Source organism: Burkholderia ambifaria AMMD (assembly GCF_000203915.1).
Lineage (GTDB): Bacteria > Pseudomonadota > Gammaproteobacteria > Burkholderiales > Burkholderiaceae > Burkholderia > Burkholderia ambifaria.
On record NC_008391.1, the window covers coordinates 349051 to 366426 of the forward strand.

16 protein-coding genes are annotated in these 17376 nt (G+C 66.3%); 6 read left to right on the forward strand and 10 right to left on the reverse strand.

Features of this window, described 5'->3' with window-relative positions; genetic code table 11:
* Positions 1-10 precede the first annotated feature (10 nt).
* A complete protein-coding gene (locus BAMB_RS33995; RefSeq protein ID WP_082089641.1) occupies positions 11-919 on the reverse strand; it encodes a LysR family transcriptional regulator in 909 nt (302 codons plus the stop codon).
* A 126-nt stretch (positions 920-1045) separates the two neighbouring features.
* Between BAMB_RS33995 and BAMB_RS17785 the strand changes: the two genes are divergently transcribed.
* Entirely contained in the window at positions 1046-1798 is a 753-nt protein-coding gene (locus tag BAMB_RS17785; RefSeq protein WP_011658554.1) for an SDR family oxidoreductase, read from the forward strand.
* A 255-nt stretch (positions 1799-2053) separates the two neighbouring features.
* The gene (locus BAMB_RS34000; RefSeq protein ID WP_082089642.1) at positions 2054-2776 is read left to right on the forward strand and encodes a glutathione S-transferase family protein; all 723 of its coding nucleotides are present in this window, start codon (positions 2054-2056) and stop codon (positions 2774-2776) included.
* 247 nt (positions 2777-3023) lie between these two features.
* Here BAMB_RS34000 and BAMB_RS17795 read toward each other — a convergent pair whose 3' ends face one another.
* Genes BAMB_RS17795 through BAMB_RS17825 form a run of 7 tightly spaced genes read right to left on the reverse strand, consistent with a single transcriptional unit; the run spans position 3024 to position 10236 of the window.
* The gene (locus BAMB_RS17795) at positions 3024-4088 is read right to left on the reverse strand and encodes a 2-aminoethylphosphonate aminotransferase (protein WP_011658556.1); all 1065 of its coding nucleotides are present in this window, start codon (positions 4086-4088) and stop codon (positions 3024-3026) included.
* The gene (aepY, locus tag BAMB_RS17800; RefSeq protein ID WP_011658557.1) at positions 4088-5269 is read right to left on the reverse strand and encodes a phosphonopyruvate decarboxylase; all 1182 of its coding nucleotides are present in this window, start codon (positions 5267-5269) and stop codon (positions 4088-4090) included. Before aepY ends, BAMB_RS17795 begins: the two co-directional genes overlap by 1 nt.
* Positions 5266-6951 carry a phosphoenolpyruvate mutase gene (aepX, locus tag BAMB_RS17805; RefSeq protein ID WP_011658558.1) on the reverse strand — a complete coding sequence of 562 codons (1686 nt, stop codon included), beginning with the start codon at positions 6949-6951 and terminating at the stop codon, positions 5266-5268. The genes aepY and aepX overlap by 4 nt, the downstream gene beginning before the upstream one ends.
* Positions 6948-7715 carry a phosphocholine cytidylyltransferase family protein gene (locus tag BAMB_RS17810; protein ID WP_011658559.1) on the reverse strand — a complete coding sequence of 256 codons (768 nt, stop codon included), beginning with the start codon at positions 7713-7715 and terminating at the stop codon, positions 6948-6950. Before BAMB_RS17810 ends, aepX begins: the two co-directional genes overlap by 4 nt.
* A 36-nt stretch (positions 7716-7751) precedes the next feature.
* Positions 7752-8753, reverse strand: a complete 1002-nt coding sequence (locus BAMB_RS17815; RefSeq protein ID WP_011658560.1) for an HpnL family protein — start codon at positions 8751-8753, stop codon at positions 7752-7754.
* Positions 8750-9559, reverse strand: coding sequence for a HalD/BesD family halogenase (locus tag BAMB_RS17820; protein ID WP_011658561.1), 810 nt, complete (start codon positions 9557-9559; stop codon positions 8750-8752). Before BAMB_RS17820 ends, BAMB_RS17815 begins: the two co-directional genes overlap by 4 nt.
* On the reverse strand, positions 9556-10236 hold the full coding sequence (locus tag BAMB_RS17825; RefSeq protein ID WP_011658562.1) for a CDP-alcohol phosphatidyltransferase family protein: 681 nt from the start codon (positions 10234-10236) through the stop codon (positions 9556-9558). The genes BAMB_RS17820 and BAMB_RS17825 overlap by 4 nt, the downstream gene beginning before the upstream one ends.
* A gap of 639 nt (positions 10237-10875) precedes the next feature.
* Between BAMB_RS17825 and BAMB_RS17830 the strand changes: the two genes are divergently transcribed.
* Both BAMB_RS17830 and BAMB_RS17835 read left to right on the forward strand, forming a co-directional pair.
* Positions 10876-12390, forward strand: coding sequence for an acetyl-CoA hydrolase/transferase family protein (locus BAMB_RS17830; RefSeq protein WP_011658563.1), 1515 nt, complete (start codon positions 10876-10878; stop codon positions 12388-12390).
* Positions 12391-12590: 200 nt separating this feature from the next.
* A complete protein-coding gene (locus tag BAMB_RS17835) occupies positions 12591-13016 on the forward strand; it encodes a helix-turn-helix domain-containing protein (protein WP_011658564.1) in 426 nt (141 codons plus the stop codon).
* A 78-nt stretch (positions 13017-13094) separates the two neighbouring features.
* Here the strand turns inward: BAMB_RS17835 and BAMB_RS17840 are convergent, their stop codons facing one another.
* On the reverse strand, positions 13095-13973 hold the full coding sequence (locus tag BAMB_RS17840) for a helix-hairpin-helix domain-containing protein (RefSeq protein WP_011658565.1): 879 nt from the start codon (positions 13971-13973) through the stop codon (positions 13095-13097).
* 188 nt (positions 13974-14161) lie between these two features.
* Positions 14162-15712, reverse strand: a complete 1551-nt coding sequence (locus BAMB_RS17845) for a sigma-70 family RNA polymerase sigma factor (protein WP_011658566.1) — start codon at positions 15710-15712, stop codon at positions 14162-14164.
* Positions 15713-16019: 307 nt separating this feature from the next.
* Here BAMB_RS17845 and BAMB_RS34005 point away from each other — a divergent pair, with 307 nt between their 5' ends.
* The gene (locus tag BAMB_RS34005) at positions 16020-16484 is read left to right on the forward strand and encodes a hypothetical protein (protein WP_011658567.1); all 465 of its coding nucleotides are present in this window, start codon (positions 16020-16022) and stop codon (positions 16482-16484) included.
* 33 nt (positions 16485-16517) lie between these two features.
* Positions 16518-17369, forward strand: coding sequence for an SH3 domain-containing protein (locus BAMB_RS17850; RefSeq protein ID WP_011658568.1), 852 nt, complete (start codon positions 16518-16520; stop codon positions 17367-17369).
* The last annotated feature ends 7 nt before the right edge of the window (positions 17370-17376 follow it).

The following is a 17376-nucleotide window of genomic DNA, read 5'->3' on the forward strand; positions in this document are numbered from 1 at the left end:
CAATCAATCCCTACAGCTTGAGCGAAGGAATATTTTTGTTGAAAGCTGAAATCTTCGAAAATACGTCGGCAATGAATTCAATAAACACGATCGCCCGTGTTGGAAGAAGCCTGTTTGCAACGTAGACGATCTGAACAGGGACGGCCGGATCAGCAAGTCCCGACAGTATTAACTGCAAGCGACCGCTTTCTAACCCTTCCTCAAACAGCCACGCCGGCCCATGCCCAACCCCTAAACCTGCGTTGACCGCCGCGCGAACGGCGTCGGGTGAGTTAACCCTCAGCCTGCCAGAAACGGGAATATCTGTGTCACGAAAGCGCCATGTTGCACCGGACGATAGCAAGGTATAGATCACGCAGTCGTGGTCGCGCAGGTCATCAGGTGTATGCGGCACTCCGCGCTTAGCGAGGTACTCCTTACTGGCCACGACCACGCGCTCGAACATTCCTATGCGCCGAGCGCGTAGCGCACTGTCCTCCAGATGTCCGATGCGAATTGCGAGTTCGATTCCCTCATCAACAAGGTTGACGTAGCGATCGCTGATCTGGATATCCAGCGTCAGTCTGGGATAGCGCTCCAAAAATGCAGGCACGTGTGGTAACACGAATGCATGTGCAAGCGAGGTGGGACAGGCCACGCGCAAGAGTCCCGATGGATCAACATTGTTCCTGAACGACGATTCAGATTCCTCTACAGCATCAAGAATTCGCCGAATGTCTGCGTAGTAGCGTTCGCCCTCCGGCGTCAACGCGAGCTTGCGTGTGGATCGGTGCAGCAGCCGAGTTTGGAGATGATCTTCCAGCGCCGCCACGTAGCGACTAACGTTGGGTTGTCCCAAGCCCAAATCTCGCCCAGCAGCAGAAAAACTTCCCATCTCTACGGCCCGTGCGAAGCATGTCATCAAGAGAAATCGGTCCAAGCTGCCTCCTTATTCATGCAATGAAAGCATGAAATATATGCAAATCGGACATCTTATCGCCAACAGAGCATGGATGCACACTTCTCCTTGTCGACCACTGTTGGTTGCCACTTACTGGAGAACTCAATGTCGCGCTTGCAAGGGAAACGTACTCTCATCACTGGAGGCACCAGTGGCATCGGTCTGGAAACCGCAAAGCAGTTTCTGAATGAAGGCGCCCGCGTCGTCGTTACTGGCGTCAATCCTGATTCGATCGCGAAAGCTAAAGCCGAACTTGGATCCGAGGTCTTGGTTTTACGCGCCGACTCGGCCAGCGTCGCCGCGCAAAGGGAACTGGCACAAGCCGTCAAGGACCACTACGGCCAACTTGACATCGCCTTCCTCAATGCCGGCGTATCCGTCTGGTTGCCGTTCGAGGAGTGGACCGAAGAGATGTTCGATCGGTCGTTCGATGTCAACGTCAAGGGGCCATACTTCCTGTTCCAGGCATTGCTTCCAGTGTTCGCTAGCCCTGCGTCCGTAGTGCTCAACACGTCCGTCAGTGCGCACGTCGGTGCGGAGCGCTCTTCCGTTTATGCCGCCACCAAGGCAGCGTTTCTGAACATGTCCAAGACGCTTTCGACCGAACTGCTTGGACGCGGGATTCGCGTCAACGCAGTCAGTCCCGGCCCGATCGACACTCCGCTGTACGACAAGCTCGGCATCCCCGACGCGTACCGCGAGCAAGCCAACAAGGACATTGCCGCCACCATCCCGCTCGGCCGCTTCGGTACACCGGAGGAGGTGGCCAAGGCTGTGCTGTATCTAGCCTCCGACGAGTCCAGTTGGACGGTCGGATCGGAAATCGTCGTGGATGGCGGCCGCATGCTCAACCGCTGATCGCGCAACGCTGGAGTCCGGTGAAAGCGTCTTGAAGTCGGCAGGAGTCCAGGGCGTCGCGTTCGCCACAGGTAGTCGGATCATTTGCTTCAAGGACACAACCGACTCATCAAGCCGTTGAAATCTTCTCCGGACAACCGGCGCTGAATGTGCCTTCGGCCCCAAGCTTTGAGACCTCCGGCGAAACCACGGAAACAGGGGGCACGGAAAACATCTCTGCGCCCCCTTCCTCTGGACAGGCCATTCGAGCCTCACATGACAATGCCCACGCTTACCCTGATTAGCCACCCGCTGTGCCCGTTCGTTCAACGGGCGGCCATCGTGCTGCTAGAGAAGCAAGTTCCTTTTCAGCGTATCAACGTTGATCTTAGTGACAAGCCCGCTTGGTTCTTGGAAATATCGCCGACGGGCAAGGTACCCGTGCTTCAAGTTCAAGAAGCTGGTGGTTCCAATGAAGTACTGTTTGAAAGTGTGGCGATTTGTGAATACCTGCAGGAAACCCATTCTGGTCCGAGCCTGTATCCAGATGATCCACTGGAACGAGCCAAACACCGCGCATGGATCGAGTTTGGCTCGGCGACGCTGGCAGAGGCGTGGGGATATTTGAACGCCAAGGACCATTTCACTGCCAACGTGAAAGCCACTTCGCTCAAGGACAAACTGGCCCAACTCGAAAAAGTTCTGGGCCTTGGTCCATACTTCGACGGAGAGACCTTTGGCATGGTGGATGCGGTCTTTGCCCCCGTCTTTCGCTACTTCGATGTTTTGCAAACAGATAGTGGCCCGTCGCCTTTCCCCGATTTTCCTAAGGTAGATGCCTGGCGTGAAAGGCTCAGGGTAAGAGCCAGCATTATAGCTGCTGTTTCCGCCGATTATCCGGCGCTTTTTCGAGCGCACTTGCGGCGTCAGAAGGCCTTGCTGATGGAAGAAATTTACGGTGCGTCCCAACCGTATCCGGCCACATCCCACAAGCTCTAGCGCATACGGCCGCCACACCTCGGTCGTGAGCTTGGCATAAAATTTTGTTGTACCAGGCGATCGTACTGATGGCGGCGGGCAGCATTGAAGAGCAGGTCCGGCCACTCCAGCGCCCAGTTTTTCCGGGCGCCGAACGTCGCCTTCTGGCCAAATGCCGCCAGTCCTCCCGCGTTCCCCGCGATCCACGCGAACAACAAAAAAGGCCCTTGCGGGCCTTTCATGGACGAACGAACGAGCCTGGCAACGCCTACCGCGTCAACTCCGTAAACCCCTCCATCAACCGCTCGACGTCAGCCGCCTGAATCGCCCCCATCGTCGAGATCCGGAACAGTTCCTTCGACAACCCGCCTTGCCCCGCATAGATCACGAAGCCGCGTGCCTTCAACCCGTCATGCAGCGTCTCGTACGTGACACCTTGCGGCAGCCGATACGCACGCAGCACGACCGACGAAGCGCCTTCCGGCAGCACGAGCGACATCCCGCGCGCCGCCAGCCCGGCCTGCGCCTGATCAGCGAGCGCCTTGTAGTGCGCATGCCGCGCACGCCAGCCACCGGCTTCGTCGAACTCGCGCAGTGCCTCGACGAGCGCATAGTAAGCATGCACGGAAGGCGTAAACGGCGTATTCCGCTGATCCTGCAGCTTCGCGAGACGACCGAGATCGAGGTAGTACGTACGGCTCGCGGCCTTCGCGAGCGCGCTACGGCGCACGATCACGAACGCGGCCCCCGGCACACCGTGCAGGCACTTGTTCGCAGTAGCGGCAACAGCATCGATCACACCGCCGGCAAAGTCGATCGCCTCAGCCCCAAAGCTGCTCACACCATCGACGAGCATCTTCACACCGCGCGCACGGCATACGTCGGCGATCTTACCGAGATCATTCAGCCGGCCCGTCGTCGTTTCATGATGAATCACCGCGACGTGCGAATACCCACCCGCATCGAGCTTGGCACCAATCTGCGCGGGATCAGGCGCCTGCATCCACTCATGCTTCAGCACATCATGCGCGATCCCGTACTGCGTCGCGATCTGCGCGATGCGCTCGCCGTACACGCCATTCTCGATCACGAGCAGCTTGCCGTCCTGCGGCACGAGCGCCGCGATCATGCTTTCGACGGCGGCGGTGCCCGAGCCCGTCATCAGCACGGCGGCCCATTCCGCCGGATCGAGCTCGTACGCGGCGACGAGGCGCGCACGCGCTTCATCCTGCAGATCGAAAAACTCGCTTTCGCGATGGCACAGGTCGGGTTGCAGCAGGCTGCGGCGCACGCGTTCGGTGAGCGTGACCGGGCCGGGGTTCAGCAGCAGCATCAATGAGCTCCTTCGGCGTGGGCTTCGGCCTGTGCGGCGCCGATATGCCGCATCAGGCGGGTCTTGACCTCGACCGGCGTGACGGTCGGGCGGGGCAGGCCGTCGGGCACGCCCGTGCGGATCGCAACGCGCACGAACTGCGTACCGTTGCTCTGCGCAGCGAGCGTTGCATCGAGCACGTCGAGCGTGTCGCCTTCGACGGCGGACGCGTAGCCGCACGCGGCCGCGACACCCGCGAACGACACATGCTGCGACACGGTCGCCTGGCCGCCCGTCGATTCGTGCGCGCCGTTGTCGAGCAGCACGTGCGTAAGGTTGGACGGCCCGTAGGTGCCGAGCGTCGCGAACACGCCCATGCGCATCAGCGCAGCGCCGTCGCCGTCGATGGCCACCACGCGCAGGTCGGGACGCGCGAGCGCGAGCCCCAGCGCGAGCGGCGTCACGCAACCCATCGAGCCGACCATGTACAACTGGTTCGGACGATCGTCGATCGCATAGAGTTCGCGGCCGCAGAAGCCGGTCGACGCGAGCACGACGGTCGAATCGACCGGCGTGTGCGCGATTACGCGTTGCAGCGCGTCGTGGCGGGTCGGCCACGCGGCGGGTGATTCAGCACGTGCCGCGGACTGGGCGGCGACATGCGCGCGCGGCGTCGCCGCCGGGTTCGCCTTCAGTTCATACGGCGCGACGCTGCCTTTCTGCATCACGAGCGCATACGGGCGGCCGGTTGCGTCCATGTGCGCGATCGCGCGGTCGAGCGCCGGGCCGACCTGTTCGGGGTCGGTCGGGAACGTCTCCCACGGGATCTCCATCGTGTCGAGCATGGCGGGCGTAATCGGCCCCATCAGCGCGTGCTGCGGCTCGTCGGACACGCCCGGCTGGCCGCGCCACGTGACGATCAGCAACTGCGGCAGCCGGAACGTCCAGGTCAGCGACGTGAGCGGGCTCACCGCATTGCCGAGCCCGGAGTTCTGCATCATCGCGATCCCGCGCTTGCCGCCAAGCGTGGCGCCAGCGATCAGCGCGACCGCGTCGCCTTCGTTCGCGGCCGACAGGTAGTGCAGCGTCGGGTCCTGCAGCACGTAATTGATGAACGGCGTCAGGTACGAGCAGGGCACGCCCGCGTACCAGTCGAAACCGCGCTCGCGCGCGGCCTCGACGAACTGGGCCGCTTCGATCATTGCGCGCCCCCGTTGCCGGTGCTCGGCTCGGACAGCGGCGTCTGGCCGTGCGCGAAGTCGCCCGCGCGGCGGAAGTCTTCGAGATCGTTGACGCCGCGCCAGTGGCCGTGCACGTACTGCACCTCGATCTTCTCGCCGGCGGCGATCAGTTCGTTGAGCAGCGACGGGATATCGAGCGTGTCGAAATCAGGACGTGCCTGCAGCGTCGCGAGCATCGCCTTCAGGCGGTCGACGCCTGCGCCGCGCACGTTCAACAGACCGATCCAGCGGCCGTGCGGCGTGCCTGCGGCGACGTCGCTCGATACGCGTTGCAGGTAGGTTTTCTGGCCGAACAGGCCGCGGTCGTCGGCGGCCGAGCAAAGCGCGAAATCGCGCACGCTCTGGTTGGTCTCCGTGAGCGACGAGTCGACGACGACGCTGAACTCGGCCTCGCTCTCCGCGAGGTCGCGCACGATGTAGCTGCGGAACAGCAGGTCACCGTACGAGATCACGGTGTCGCCGGTCAGACGTTCGGCCGCGCACGCGAGCGATGCGAGCTCGCCCGTCTGCGCGTGACGCTCGTTGACGACGAGCTTGATGCCCGACGTGTCGATCGCGTCGGCGCGATAGCCGCCGACCACGGTGATGTCGTTCACGCCGTGCGTCTTGAAGCCGTCGACGAGCCAGCGCAGCAGCGGCTTGCCGGCGACCGGCAGCATGACCTTGGGCTTATCTTCGGTCACGGCCTCGAGTCCCTTGCCGCGGCTCGCGGCGAGCACGATCGCGGCGTTCGACGCGCGCGACGACGACGACAGGTAGATACGCTCGGCTGCCGAGTATTCGTCGGCGTCCTGCAGGCGGAAGATCTCGTTGACGGACGCGACGCGGTCCTCGACGTTGATCAGCGTCTCGTTTTCATGAATCTCGCGTGCGACGGCCTGCATCGCCGATGCCGATGCGCGGATCAGGTGGTTCGCCCAGATCACGGTGCTGATGCCGGCCTGGCGGAACACGTCGGTCGGCGTGCTGTAGTACTTGGTCGGCACGATCACGAGCGGCGCCTTGCCGCTCCATTCGCGTGCGAACTGGAGAATTTCGTCCGGGCGCGACAGCTTGCTGTGGATCAGGATCGCGTCCGCACCGGCTTCCGCATACGCGTTCGCGCGGCGCAGCGCCTCGTCCATCCCCCAGCCCGCGATCAGCGCCTCGACGCGCGCGACGATCGAGAAGTCGGAGTCGCTCTGCGAATCCTTGCCGGCCTTGATCTTGCCGCAGAACTCGTCGATTTCCGCGAGCGGCTGGCGTTCGCCGCCGATGAAGCTGTTCGTCTTCGGGAATTGTTTATCCTCGATGCACACGCCGGCGATGCCGCGCTGCTCGAGCTTCTTCACGAGGCGGCGCACGTTGTTGAAGTTGCCGTAGCCGGTGTCGCCGTCGAGCAGGATCGGCAGGTCGCTTGCGTCAGCCATGAACTCGAGCACGTCGACGACCTGCGTCCAGCTCGCTTCGTTGTTGTCGCGCACGCCGAACTGCGCGGAGATCGCGAGGCCCGATGCCCAGATCCCCTTGAAGCCTGCTTCGCGGACGATCCGTGCGGACAGGCCGTTGTGCGCTTCCATCAGGAATTCGAGTTCGTTGCTGACGAGCATGCGGCGCAGGCGTGCGCTGCGCGATTCGGAGAAGTTGGGTTCGCGAGCGTTCATCGTGCGGCTCCTGCCGTGGTGCGTTGAATCAGGGGAAGAATGTCTTGTGTCGCGCGTGCGACGTCGTTCGGGAAGTCGATCTCGATCCACGGCGAACCCGTGACGTCGGCGACGTCGAACGAATGGCCGCCTTCGAGCAGCAGGTCACGCACGGCTTCCTCGTGCGGCATGTTCGCGCGGCCGCTGTCGACGTAGCCGGCGACGATTTTCGCGAGGCGGCGCGCGGTGCCTTCGGTGAAGCGGAAGAAGCCGACCGATTCGCCGATCGTGTCGTAGTCGAGGTCGACCGCGAGCTGCTTGCGCAACTCGACGGGCACGCCGTTCTTCAGGCACAGCTTGACGGGCTCGTCGCCGGCTTCGAAGTCGCGATCGATCAGCAGGCGGTCGACCGCCTTGTCCGAGTCGGCCACCAGCGCGTGCAGGATGTTCTCGTCGTAGAGCACGTCGGCGTCCATCAGCAGCACGTCGCCGCCGCGCGTCATCGCATCGGCGACGGTGTGCACGGTCAGCACGCTGCCGAGGTCGTAGCGCTCGTTGATCACGATCTCGGCGGTGCGGCCGAGGCGCTTCAATTCCTGCTCGACCTTCTCGGACTGGAAGCCGAGCCCGAGCACGATTTCATCGACGCCCGCGGCGTCGAGTACGCGCAGATGGCGCTCGAGCAGCGACACGTCGTCGAAGCGTAGCAGGCACTTCGGGTATTGCGCCTCGGGCGGTTGTTGCAGGCGCAAGCCGAGGCCTGCCGCAAGAATGATGGCTCGCATGGGTTCTCCAACCAAAAAGCCGGCGGATCTGAACGATCAGTCGGCGAGAGGCTGCGGCGCATGGCGCCGCTGCCAGTTTCTTTCACTGAAATGCAGATAGAGCAGGCCGGGCAGGCCGAGCGCGAGTTCGCGCGCGCGCTTCGCGAGCGACAGCGCGAGCGCCGCGTCGGGCGGCAGGCCGACCAGCGGGGCGAGCAGCAGGTAACCGCCTTCCTGTGCCCCGAGCGAGCCCGGGATCGCGAACGCCGCACCGCGAATCGCCTGGCCGACGCTCTCGAGCAGCAGCGCGTCGAGCCAGCTGACCGGGTGCCCGAGGAAGTGCAGCGCGAGCCACACTTCCGCGGTGCCGGCGATCCAGCCGGCGAGGCTCAACGCGAAGGTCTTCGCGACCTTCGCACGATCGCGGTACAGCCCGGCGACCGCGTTGTCGATCGCATCCGCGCGGGTCGCCAGCGACGACCAGTCGCGCGGGCCGAGCAGCTTCGACGCGAGACGCATCCCGCGGCCGAACAGCCCGCGCCGCTGCGCCGCGTAGAACGCGACGGCGAGGGCGCCGAGCACGCCGGTGGCGATCAGCGCCGGCGTGCGCAGGTGCGCGACTGAATCGTGGGTCGCATACAGGCTGAACGCGGCGATGCCGATCAGCGCGAACGCCATCTGCGCGAGCGCCTGCATCGTCGTGCCGACGGTCATCGCGGCGGCCGCATCGGCCATCCGCGTGCCGCGCTGCGCGAGGTAGCGCACCATCAGCACCGGGCCGCCGATCTGCCCGGCGGGCAGCAGGCTGTTCACGGATTCGCCGACCCAGCGCGCACGCAGCGCATTGCCGAGCTCGGCGGCCGGTTGGCCGCGGCGGAACATCACGGACACCGCGAACGCGTCGATCACGAGCGGCACGACGTGGAACGCCGCGACGAGCGCGAGGCCCCAGCCGGCCGCGAGGAGCGTCGACGCGACCGCGCCGACGCCCTGCCACGCGAGCAGGGCGATGAAGAGTGCCGTTCCGAGGGACAGCAGGATCAGGCCGGCGCGTGTCATGACCCGCTCGACCGTCGCGTGGCCAGCTGCTTGAACACCTGGCGGAAACCGAAATACGCGATCGCGTCCTTCATGTTCGAGATGAAGCGCTTCCACGGCCGCATGCCGGGGTTGGTCACGTATTCGAAAGTCAGCGACACGCGCGTCTCGTTCTGGCCGAGCGGCGTGATCCGGTGGCGCAGCTTGTCGCCGTCGAACAGCACGATGCCGCCGTCGGCGATCTGCACGGAACCCGGTTCGTCGGGCACGTCCGGATTGCGCGTATGCAGTTCGTAGTCGAGCCGGCACGACGATTCGTCGATCACGCCGATCAGCAGCGTATAGCGGCGGCCGTCGTAGTACGACGTGTCGTAGTGCCAGCCGATGTGGTCGCCCGGCTTCGTGTAGTAATACAGCGCGTATGCGTGCGGATCGTTCTCCGGCGACACCATCAGCTTGTCGCCCGTGATCTTCTCGAGGAAGCCGATCAGCGCCTTCGAGCGGTACAGTTCCGCGATGTACGGTGCCTTTTCGTCGATCGTGTGCCGGCTCACGCTGCCGCCCTGCTTGTGGCCGGGCAGGTAATTGCGGTTCAGGCCGGGCTGCAGCGCGCGGGCCGCGGCCGCGAGTTTCGCGTGCGCGTCGGGCGGCAGGAATGCGTCCAGATACAGGAACGACCCCTGGCGCGTGTAGTCGCTGCGCAGGCGGTCGAGGTCGAGTTGGCCGACACAGCCGGCCACGGTGCGATCGGGATCGGCCGCCGCCGCGCGCGCAGGCGCGGGGCGTGCCGGGCTCAGCACGGAGTCGTCGCGCGTGCTAGAAGTCATTTGGAAGCCTGGATTTCGGTTGAATTCTGCGGGGTGTTGCCGCGGCGCACGATGCGCCACCAGTCGATCACGACCCACGCGGCGAACAGCGGGGCGCCGATCGACGCCGCGAGCAGGAACGGCTGGACGCTGTCGGTGAGCGTCACGAGCGGCAGCAGGTAGAGCACGTCTTCCGTCTCGAAGCCGCCGGCGAACGCCTGCTTGGTGCCGGCCTTGCCGGCGACCGACTCGATCCGCATGCGCAGGAAGAAGATCAGCGCGACGGCACCGCCGGCCAGCGCACCGAGCAGCACCGGCGACGCGGCCATCTGGCCGCCCTGGGCGACGATGCCGACGCCCATGCTGACGAACAGCGCGACCGTCACGAGCGCGTCGGCCGCGAGGTCGTAAAAGTGACCGATCTTGCTGGACTTGCCGCTGATGCGCGCGAGTTCGCCGTCGGTGTGGTCGACGAAGTTCGACAGCACGATCAGGAATGCGCCTGCGTTGCTCCAGCCGAAGCCGCCTTGCGCCAGGCACCAGGCGCCGGCGAGGCCGATCAGCAGACGAAGGGTAGTGAGGTGATTCGGGGTGACCGGCGTGTCGATCAGCGGCCGGACGAGCGCGCGCGCGAGCCGCGCATCCCAAGTGCGTGGCAGCGGCGGTTCCGGGTGTTTGGCGGTTTTTCTTTGGTCCATCGGCGAAATATATACGGAATTGTAACTTGTTGCTTTTTCTTCGATCAATGTCCTGACATCCGGGAGTGTTAACGCGATTCCGCGCATCGGCCGGTTACGCGCCGGATGCGCGAAACGGCGTTCGCGCACCCGGGCCATATGTAATCCAGTGTGGTTCGCATGGCGCGACTGTCAAGGGCCCCCGGGCCTCGCCTAGAGCGCTCCGCGGCGCGGGCGCGCGTCCCCGGGTTGATGTGCATCAGGCCCGAAAAAGCGGCGCCGGGCGACAATTGGCCGCGTTGATCTTTGATCGGCCGCGGCATATTGATTCCCTGCGTTCTGGCAGTCAATCCGGAAAGGTCACGGTCGACTGATGTTCGGTCGGTCGTAATCCGGAGGCGGCATGTTGGCGATTCGCTTTCGCGCACCTTTCGGGTGCATTCGGCAGATTGTTCCGCCTGTCACAGAACGGCCATTCGATACCCGGCGCATTCAGTAAGTATCTTTTGCATTCAGCGGACATTTCGCGGCGATGGCCTCTGCGATACTCCGACCGTGCCTGTGGTGCCGGCCGCCCCTCGCGGCCCCAAGGGCTTCGCGTCGCTCAGGAGACACCCCCCGCGACGTCAACGACAGACCAAAAGCGTCAGATATATAGCCATGTCTTCATCACGCATCCTCGCTCCCGCCCTGCGTTCGCTCGTCCGCACCGCCGACGAAGCCGCCGCGCTGATCCGTCCCGGCATGACCGTCGCGATGAGCGGCTTCACCGGCTCGGGTTATCCGAAGGCCGTGCCGGCCGCGCTCGCCGCCCACATCGAGGCCGCCCACGCGCGCGGCGAGGACTTCCGGATCAACGTGCTGACGGGCGCGTCGACCGCGCCGGAACTCGACGGCGCGCTCGCCCGCACCAACGGCATCTCGATGCGCCTGCCGTACCAGTCCGACCCGACGCTGCGCGACAAGATCAATAGCGGCGAAGTCGACTACCAGGACGTCCACCTGAGCCACGTCGCGCAATACGCGTGGTTCGGGCTGTACGGCGACCTCGACGTCGCGATCGTCGAAGTCGCGGGCATCCGCGAGGACGGGCTGCTGATTCCGTCCGCATCGATCGGCAACAACAAGACGTGGCTCGAGCAGGCGAAGCACGTGATCCTCGAAGTCAACTCGCGCCAGCCGCTCGGCCTCGACGGGATGCACGACGTCTATTACGGCACCGCGCTGCCGCCGCACCGCAAGCCGATTCCGCTGACCAAAAGCGACGACCGGATCGGCGAGCCGTACCTGCGCTGCCCGGCCGACAAGATCGTCGCGATCGTCGAGACCGACGCGCCGGACCGCAGCAACGCGTTCTCCGCGCCGGACGCCACGTCCAAGCAGATCGCGCTGCAACTGATCGATTTCCTGCGCCACGAAGTGAAGCGCGGCCGTCTGCCGGAAAACCTGCTGCCGCTGCAGTCGGGGGTCGGCAACATCACGAACGCGGTGCTCGCGGAACTGAGCTCGGCCGGCTTCTCGAACCTGACCGCGTACACCGAGGTGATCCAGGACGGCATGCTCGACCTGCTCGACGACGGCACGCTGAGCTTCGCGTCGGCCACCGCGCTGTCGCTGAGCCCGGCCGCCGTACAGCGCTTCGCCGACGAGATCGCGACGTTCCGCGAAAAAATCCTGCTGCGCCCTCAGGAGATCAGCAACCATCCGGAACTCGTGCGCCGCCTCGGCTGCATCGCGATGAACGGGATGATCGAGGCCGACATCTACGGCAACGTGAACTCGACGCACGTGATGGGCACGAAGATCCAGAACGGCATCGGCGGCTCGGGCGACTTCGCGCGCAACGGCTACCTGTCGTGCTTCATGTCGGCCAGCACCGCGAAGGGCGGCGCGATCTCGCGGATCGTGCCGATGGCGAGCCACGTCGACCATACCGAGCACGACGTCGCGGTGGTCGTCACCGAGCAGGGGCTCGCCGATCTGCGCGGCCTGTCGCCGAAGCAGCGGGCGCGCAAGATCATCGCGACCTGCGCGCATCCCGATTACCGTCCGATGCTCGAGGACTACTTCGAGCGCGCGTCGCGCGAGAGCTTCGGCAAGCACACGCCGCACCTGCTCGCCGAGGCGCTGTCGTGGCACGAACGCTATGTGCGCACCGGGACGATGAAGGCCTGAGGTGGCCGGGCGCGGGCGGCGGCGCGCATGTCGTCTCGTCAGCCCATCGCCGCGTGCGCGACGTCGATGCTCGCCGTTTTCCGCGGCGGGCGGGGGCGCGACCGGAGAGGAGTCGGTTTCGGCGGGTTCATGGCGGTCCAGCCTTGTGTCGAAGGAGTCGAGCGGCTATCTTGCAACTTCAAGTTCACTTGAGGTCAAGCATGAGCCGCCTGGATATCGCCGATGTCGCGCGTCGCTCGGGATTGCCCGCGTCGACGCTGCGCTACTACGAGGAAAAGGGATTGATCGTGCCGAACGGCCGTCACGGGCTGCGGCGCCAGTACGACGAGTCGGTGCTGGAGCGCCTTGCGCTCATCGCGCTTGGCCGGGAGGCCGGTTTCGCGCTCGACGACATCCTCGCGATGTTCGGCGCGGATGGCCGACCGGCGATCGATCGCGCGAAGCTCGACGACAAGGCCGACGAGCTCGACCGTACGATCCGCCGTCTCGGTGCGGTGCGCGATGCGCTGCGGCATGCGGCCGTGTGCCCGGCGCCGAGTCATCTCGAGTGTCCGTCGTTCCGCAAGCTGCTGCGCGTCGCCGCGCACCGTCATCCGGCGCGTCGCACGAAGGCGGAAGGCGCGTAGGCGGTTCGGCTTGCCGGAGTGAGGCGCGCGAGCGTGCGACGGGGCAGGCAAGCTGCGGCGGCTAACGCCTCGCGCGCGTCATCCCGCGTAATAGACGCGGCATTCCATCTCGCGTCCGCGCACGATGCGCTTGCCGACGAGCGAACCGAACGTTTCGGTGACGACCGTCCGCTGGTGCTCGCATTGCAACGCATCGTAGAAGTAGAGCGCGACCCAGTCCGCGGTGCGGCCGGCTTCATGCGGGCGGGCGGGATACGGGCACAGTGCGGTGAAATGCCAGCCGCCTTTCGTCATGTGCATCACGGGCGGCGACACGCTGACGTCCGCGTTCACGCGGCGCGTCACGAGCATCGGCAGGATGCCGGCGGCGGCCTTGTTGCGGTACAGGCGGTCGATGTAAAGCAGCAGTTCGACAGGCGGCTCGGTGCCGAGGTCGGCGTCCTGCGCGTGGCCTTGCCAGCGCCGGCGCCGGCTCAGCACGTCGTCGAGCGCCGCGCGGATGCCGGCCGCGCGACGCGGGCCGACGCCCGAAATCGCGTCGAGCTGGCCGCTGAGGGCCGCGCGTTCGAGCTCCTCGAGCGTATCGATGTGCAACTGGTCGTGAATCCGCAGCGCGAGCGCATGCCCGATGCCCGGCACGGCTTCGAACGCGGACACGCGTTCGGCATCGCCGCGCAGCCGATCGAGCAGGCGCCAGCGCCCGGTCACCAGCCATTCGGCGATCGCCTGCGCGACGCCCGTGCCGACCTCCGGCAGCGCGCCGAGCGCATCGACACCGCCCGCGTTGAAGCGCGTACGGATGCCGTCGTCGAGCGACTCGATCGTATCGGCCGACGCGCGGTAGGCGGCAACCCGGTAAGGATTCGCGCCCTGATCGGCAAGCAGCTGCGCGGCTTCGCGCAGGCAAGCCGCGATTTGCCGGTTTTCCTCGTGCGTCTGGCTGATGGTCGTCTGCATGGTGCGGGACCTGGGGAAGCGCAAACGGAAAGAACGGCGCGCGCAACGCGCGGGCCGCCGTTCATTTCAGCACATTGTCACGGGAAGCGACGAACAAAAATTGATGCGTGTCAATAGCAAACGTTGCACAGGCGGGAACCGCGCCGCGCGCGCGTTCGTGCCGGGATAGGGCACGAACGCGTGACCGGTTACGCGTCGAGGAACGACTCCGCGCCCTCGGCTTCCGCAGCCGTGCGCAGCGTGGCGAGCGCGCGCTTCTCGATCTGCCGCACGCGTTCGCGCGACATGCCCGCGTCCTGCGCGATCGCGTCGTAGGTGTCGGGCTCGGCGCCACCGAGGCCGAACCGCCGACGCAGCACGTCGGCTTCGGCCGGCGTGACCGAGCGCAGCAGCGACGTCACGCATTCGCGCATGCGCGTGTCCGCGAGGCGCTCGAACGGGCTCGCCGACGCCTGGTCCTCGATCAGGTCGACGAGGCCCGTCTCCGCGTCGGGCAGCGGCGTGTCGAGCGACAGCGGCTCGGCAGGCAGCGCGAGCACCGCACGCAGCTTGCCCTCGGGGAGCCCGGATTCGGCGGCCAGTTCGGCCGGCGTCGCGCGGCGGCCCGTGCGTTGGCGAAAGCGCAGCGCATGCCGCTGCACGCGCTGGTACTGGTCGCCGACGTGCACGGGCACGCGGATCGTGCGCGAACGGTCGGCTACCGCGCGTGCGACCGCCTGCCGGATCCACCAGGTCGCATAGGTCGAGAACTTGAAGCCGCGCCGGTATTCGAACTTCTCGATCGCCCGCATCAGGCCGAGGCAGCCGTCCTGCACGAGGTCGGGCAGGTCAACGCCGCGGTTCATGTACTTGCGCGCGATCGACAGCACGAGCCGCAGGTTCGCCTCCAGCATCGCGCGGGTACCGTCGCGTACCTTTTGCTGACCGTCGCTCAGCGCGGCGCCGAGCGCACGGCGCGCGACTGCGTCGAAGCATGCGGCGTCGCTGTCGGCGGCGGCATTGGCCGGCGCGGTGGCAAGCGCGCGCACGATGCGGCTCGCATCGTCGACGGCCGGCGCAACCCACGCGAGCGAACCGAGCAGTGCGGCGAGGCGGTTGCGCGCGTCGCGGTATTCGGCTGAGCGGCAGCCTTGCGCGTGCAATGCGGCGCGCAGGGCCGTGATGGCGGCCTGCAGCGTGTCGTAGCGCGCGGGTGCCGGCGTGTCGCCTTCGCCGTCGCGGCTGTCATCGGCTTCGTCTCCGGCCGCGACGCTTCCACCCGTTGCACCATGGCGCGCGAGCAGCGCATCGACCGCCGCCGGATAGCCGGCGAGCGCGTGCAGGATCTGATGGCGGCCCGTTTCGATCTCGCGGGCGAGCACGATTTCGTCCTCGCGCTTGAGCAGCGGCACCGCATGAATGCGTCGCATATAGAGCGCGAGCGGATCGGTCGACGCGCTCGTGCCGCGGGCGAGATCGCCGAGCAGCGCGCGGCCCTCGTCGAGCGCATCGCGATCGACGTCGACCGGTGCCGCGCCCGCGAACGGCGCCGGCGAGGCCGGCTCGTCGAGGACGGCGATGCCGATGTCCGCGAGCGCGGCGCGCACGACGTCCAGCGCGTCGGGGCTGTCGCTTTCCGGCGGCAGCGCGTCGACGAGGTCGGCGTGCGTCAGATAACCCTGTTCGCCGGCGAGCGCCAGCAGCTGGATGATCGGATCGAGGGGCGTGTCCGCCCGAAGCGTGGGGCGTGGCGTAGTCATGTCGATGGCGGTGTGAGCCGCGTTCCTGTTGGGCGGGCCGAAGTCCGCTGGTTTCAGGCCGCCGGGGGCCGCGAACACCCGTCCGCGCCGGCCAGCCTGACTGAATATCCAAGTGAGGGCATTTGCGCCAACTTCAACGCCGGCGCGCCAGACGCGCGAGCACGCAGCGTACCCGCGCGGTGCGACCCCTTCAATTGTGATGGCGAAACAAAAAGTAACCGATCAAACCCGCAGAAATATGCAGGGGACGTAAGCTAGAGTCAGGCGCGCGCCACGCGGCGACGCACGAATTCCTGCGGAGCTTCACATGAACCCGATCCACGCCGCGAGGCCAGCCGTCATCGTGCTGGCGATCCTCGCGCTGAGTGGCTGCTATTACACGAGCCCTTACGGATATGCACCGTATTACGCACCCGCGCCCGCCGTGGTATCGCAGCGCGAGATGCCGGTGACGTCGGCAAATACGGGCCCGGCTGCATCGTCCACACCCGCTGTGCCGGCCGTGCCGCCGCCAGCGGACGATTATGCCTACGCGTACCCGCCGGCTCCCGTCTATGCGGCGCCGGCCTATGTGCCTTATCCGGCCTACTACCCCGCGTACTACCCGGGCTGGTACGGGCCGCCCGTCACGATCGGCTTCGGCTTCCGCGGGTATTGGGGCGGCGGCTACCGCGGCTGGCACCGTCCGTGGGGCGGCGGCCACTGGGGTGGCGGACATTGGGGCGGGGGACACTGGGGCGGGGGACACTGGGGCGGCGGCCATCGACACTGACCGACGCGCGGCGGCACCGCGCGGGAGAGCAACATGAGCAACACCATCATTAGAAGTCTGTGCGTCGTCCTGTTCGGCATCGCGGCCGTGCCGGGGATCGCCGACGCGCAAAGCAGCGCCTACACGAACTCGGGCGCCGAACTCTTTGCGGGGCCGGCGCCCGATTATCCGGTCGTCGCGCAACTTCCGCCCGGCACCGCGGTGGACGTGTTCGGCTGCCTGAGCGACTACTCGTGGTGCGACGTCGCGCTGCCGGGCGTGCGCGGCTGGATCGACGCGCAGCAGCTCGACTACCCGTACCAGGGCAATTACGTGCCGCTGCTCGAATACGGCGCGATCATCGGCGTGCCGGTGACCGGGTTCGCGATCGGCACGTACTGGGACCGCTATTACCGCCACCGGCCGTGGTTTCACGATCGCGATCGCTGGGAGCATCGTGCCGAGCCTCGCGTTGGCCCCGGCGGGATGCCGCCCGCCTACTACGGCCGTCCGCAGCCGGGCTGGCCGGCCCAGCGCGAGCCGCGCGGCGCGCCGCCGGTGCAGCATGATGCGCGGCCGTCGGCCACGCGCGGCGGCTGGAATGGCCCGAACCGCGCGCCGGCGCCGCAGGTCGCACCCGCGCCCGCACGCGCGCCCGCGCCGATGCCTGCACCCGCACCGATGCCCGCACCCGCGCCGATACCCGGCGCGGCCGGTGTCCGTCAGCCGGCGCCGCCGCCCGCCCAACCCGCGCAGCCCGCACCGAGCGGTGGCGCGGTCCAGATGATGCCGCCGGCACATCAGGGCGGCGGCGGTTACGGCGGTCGGCCGCAAGGCGGCGGGGACGGGGGCGGAAACCACGGCGGTGGTGGAGGCCGGGGCCGCAGCGACGAGTTCCGTCGTTGATCGACTG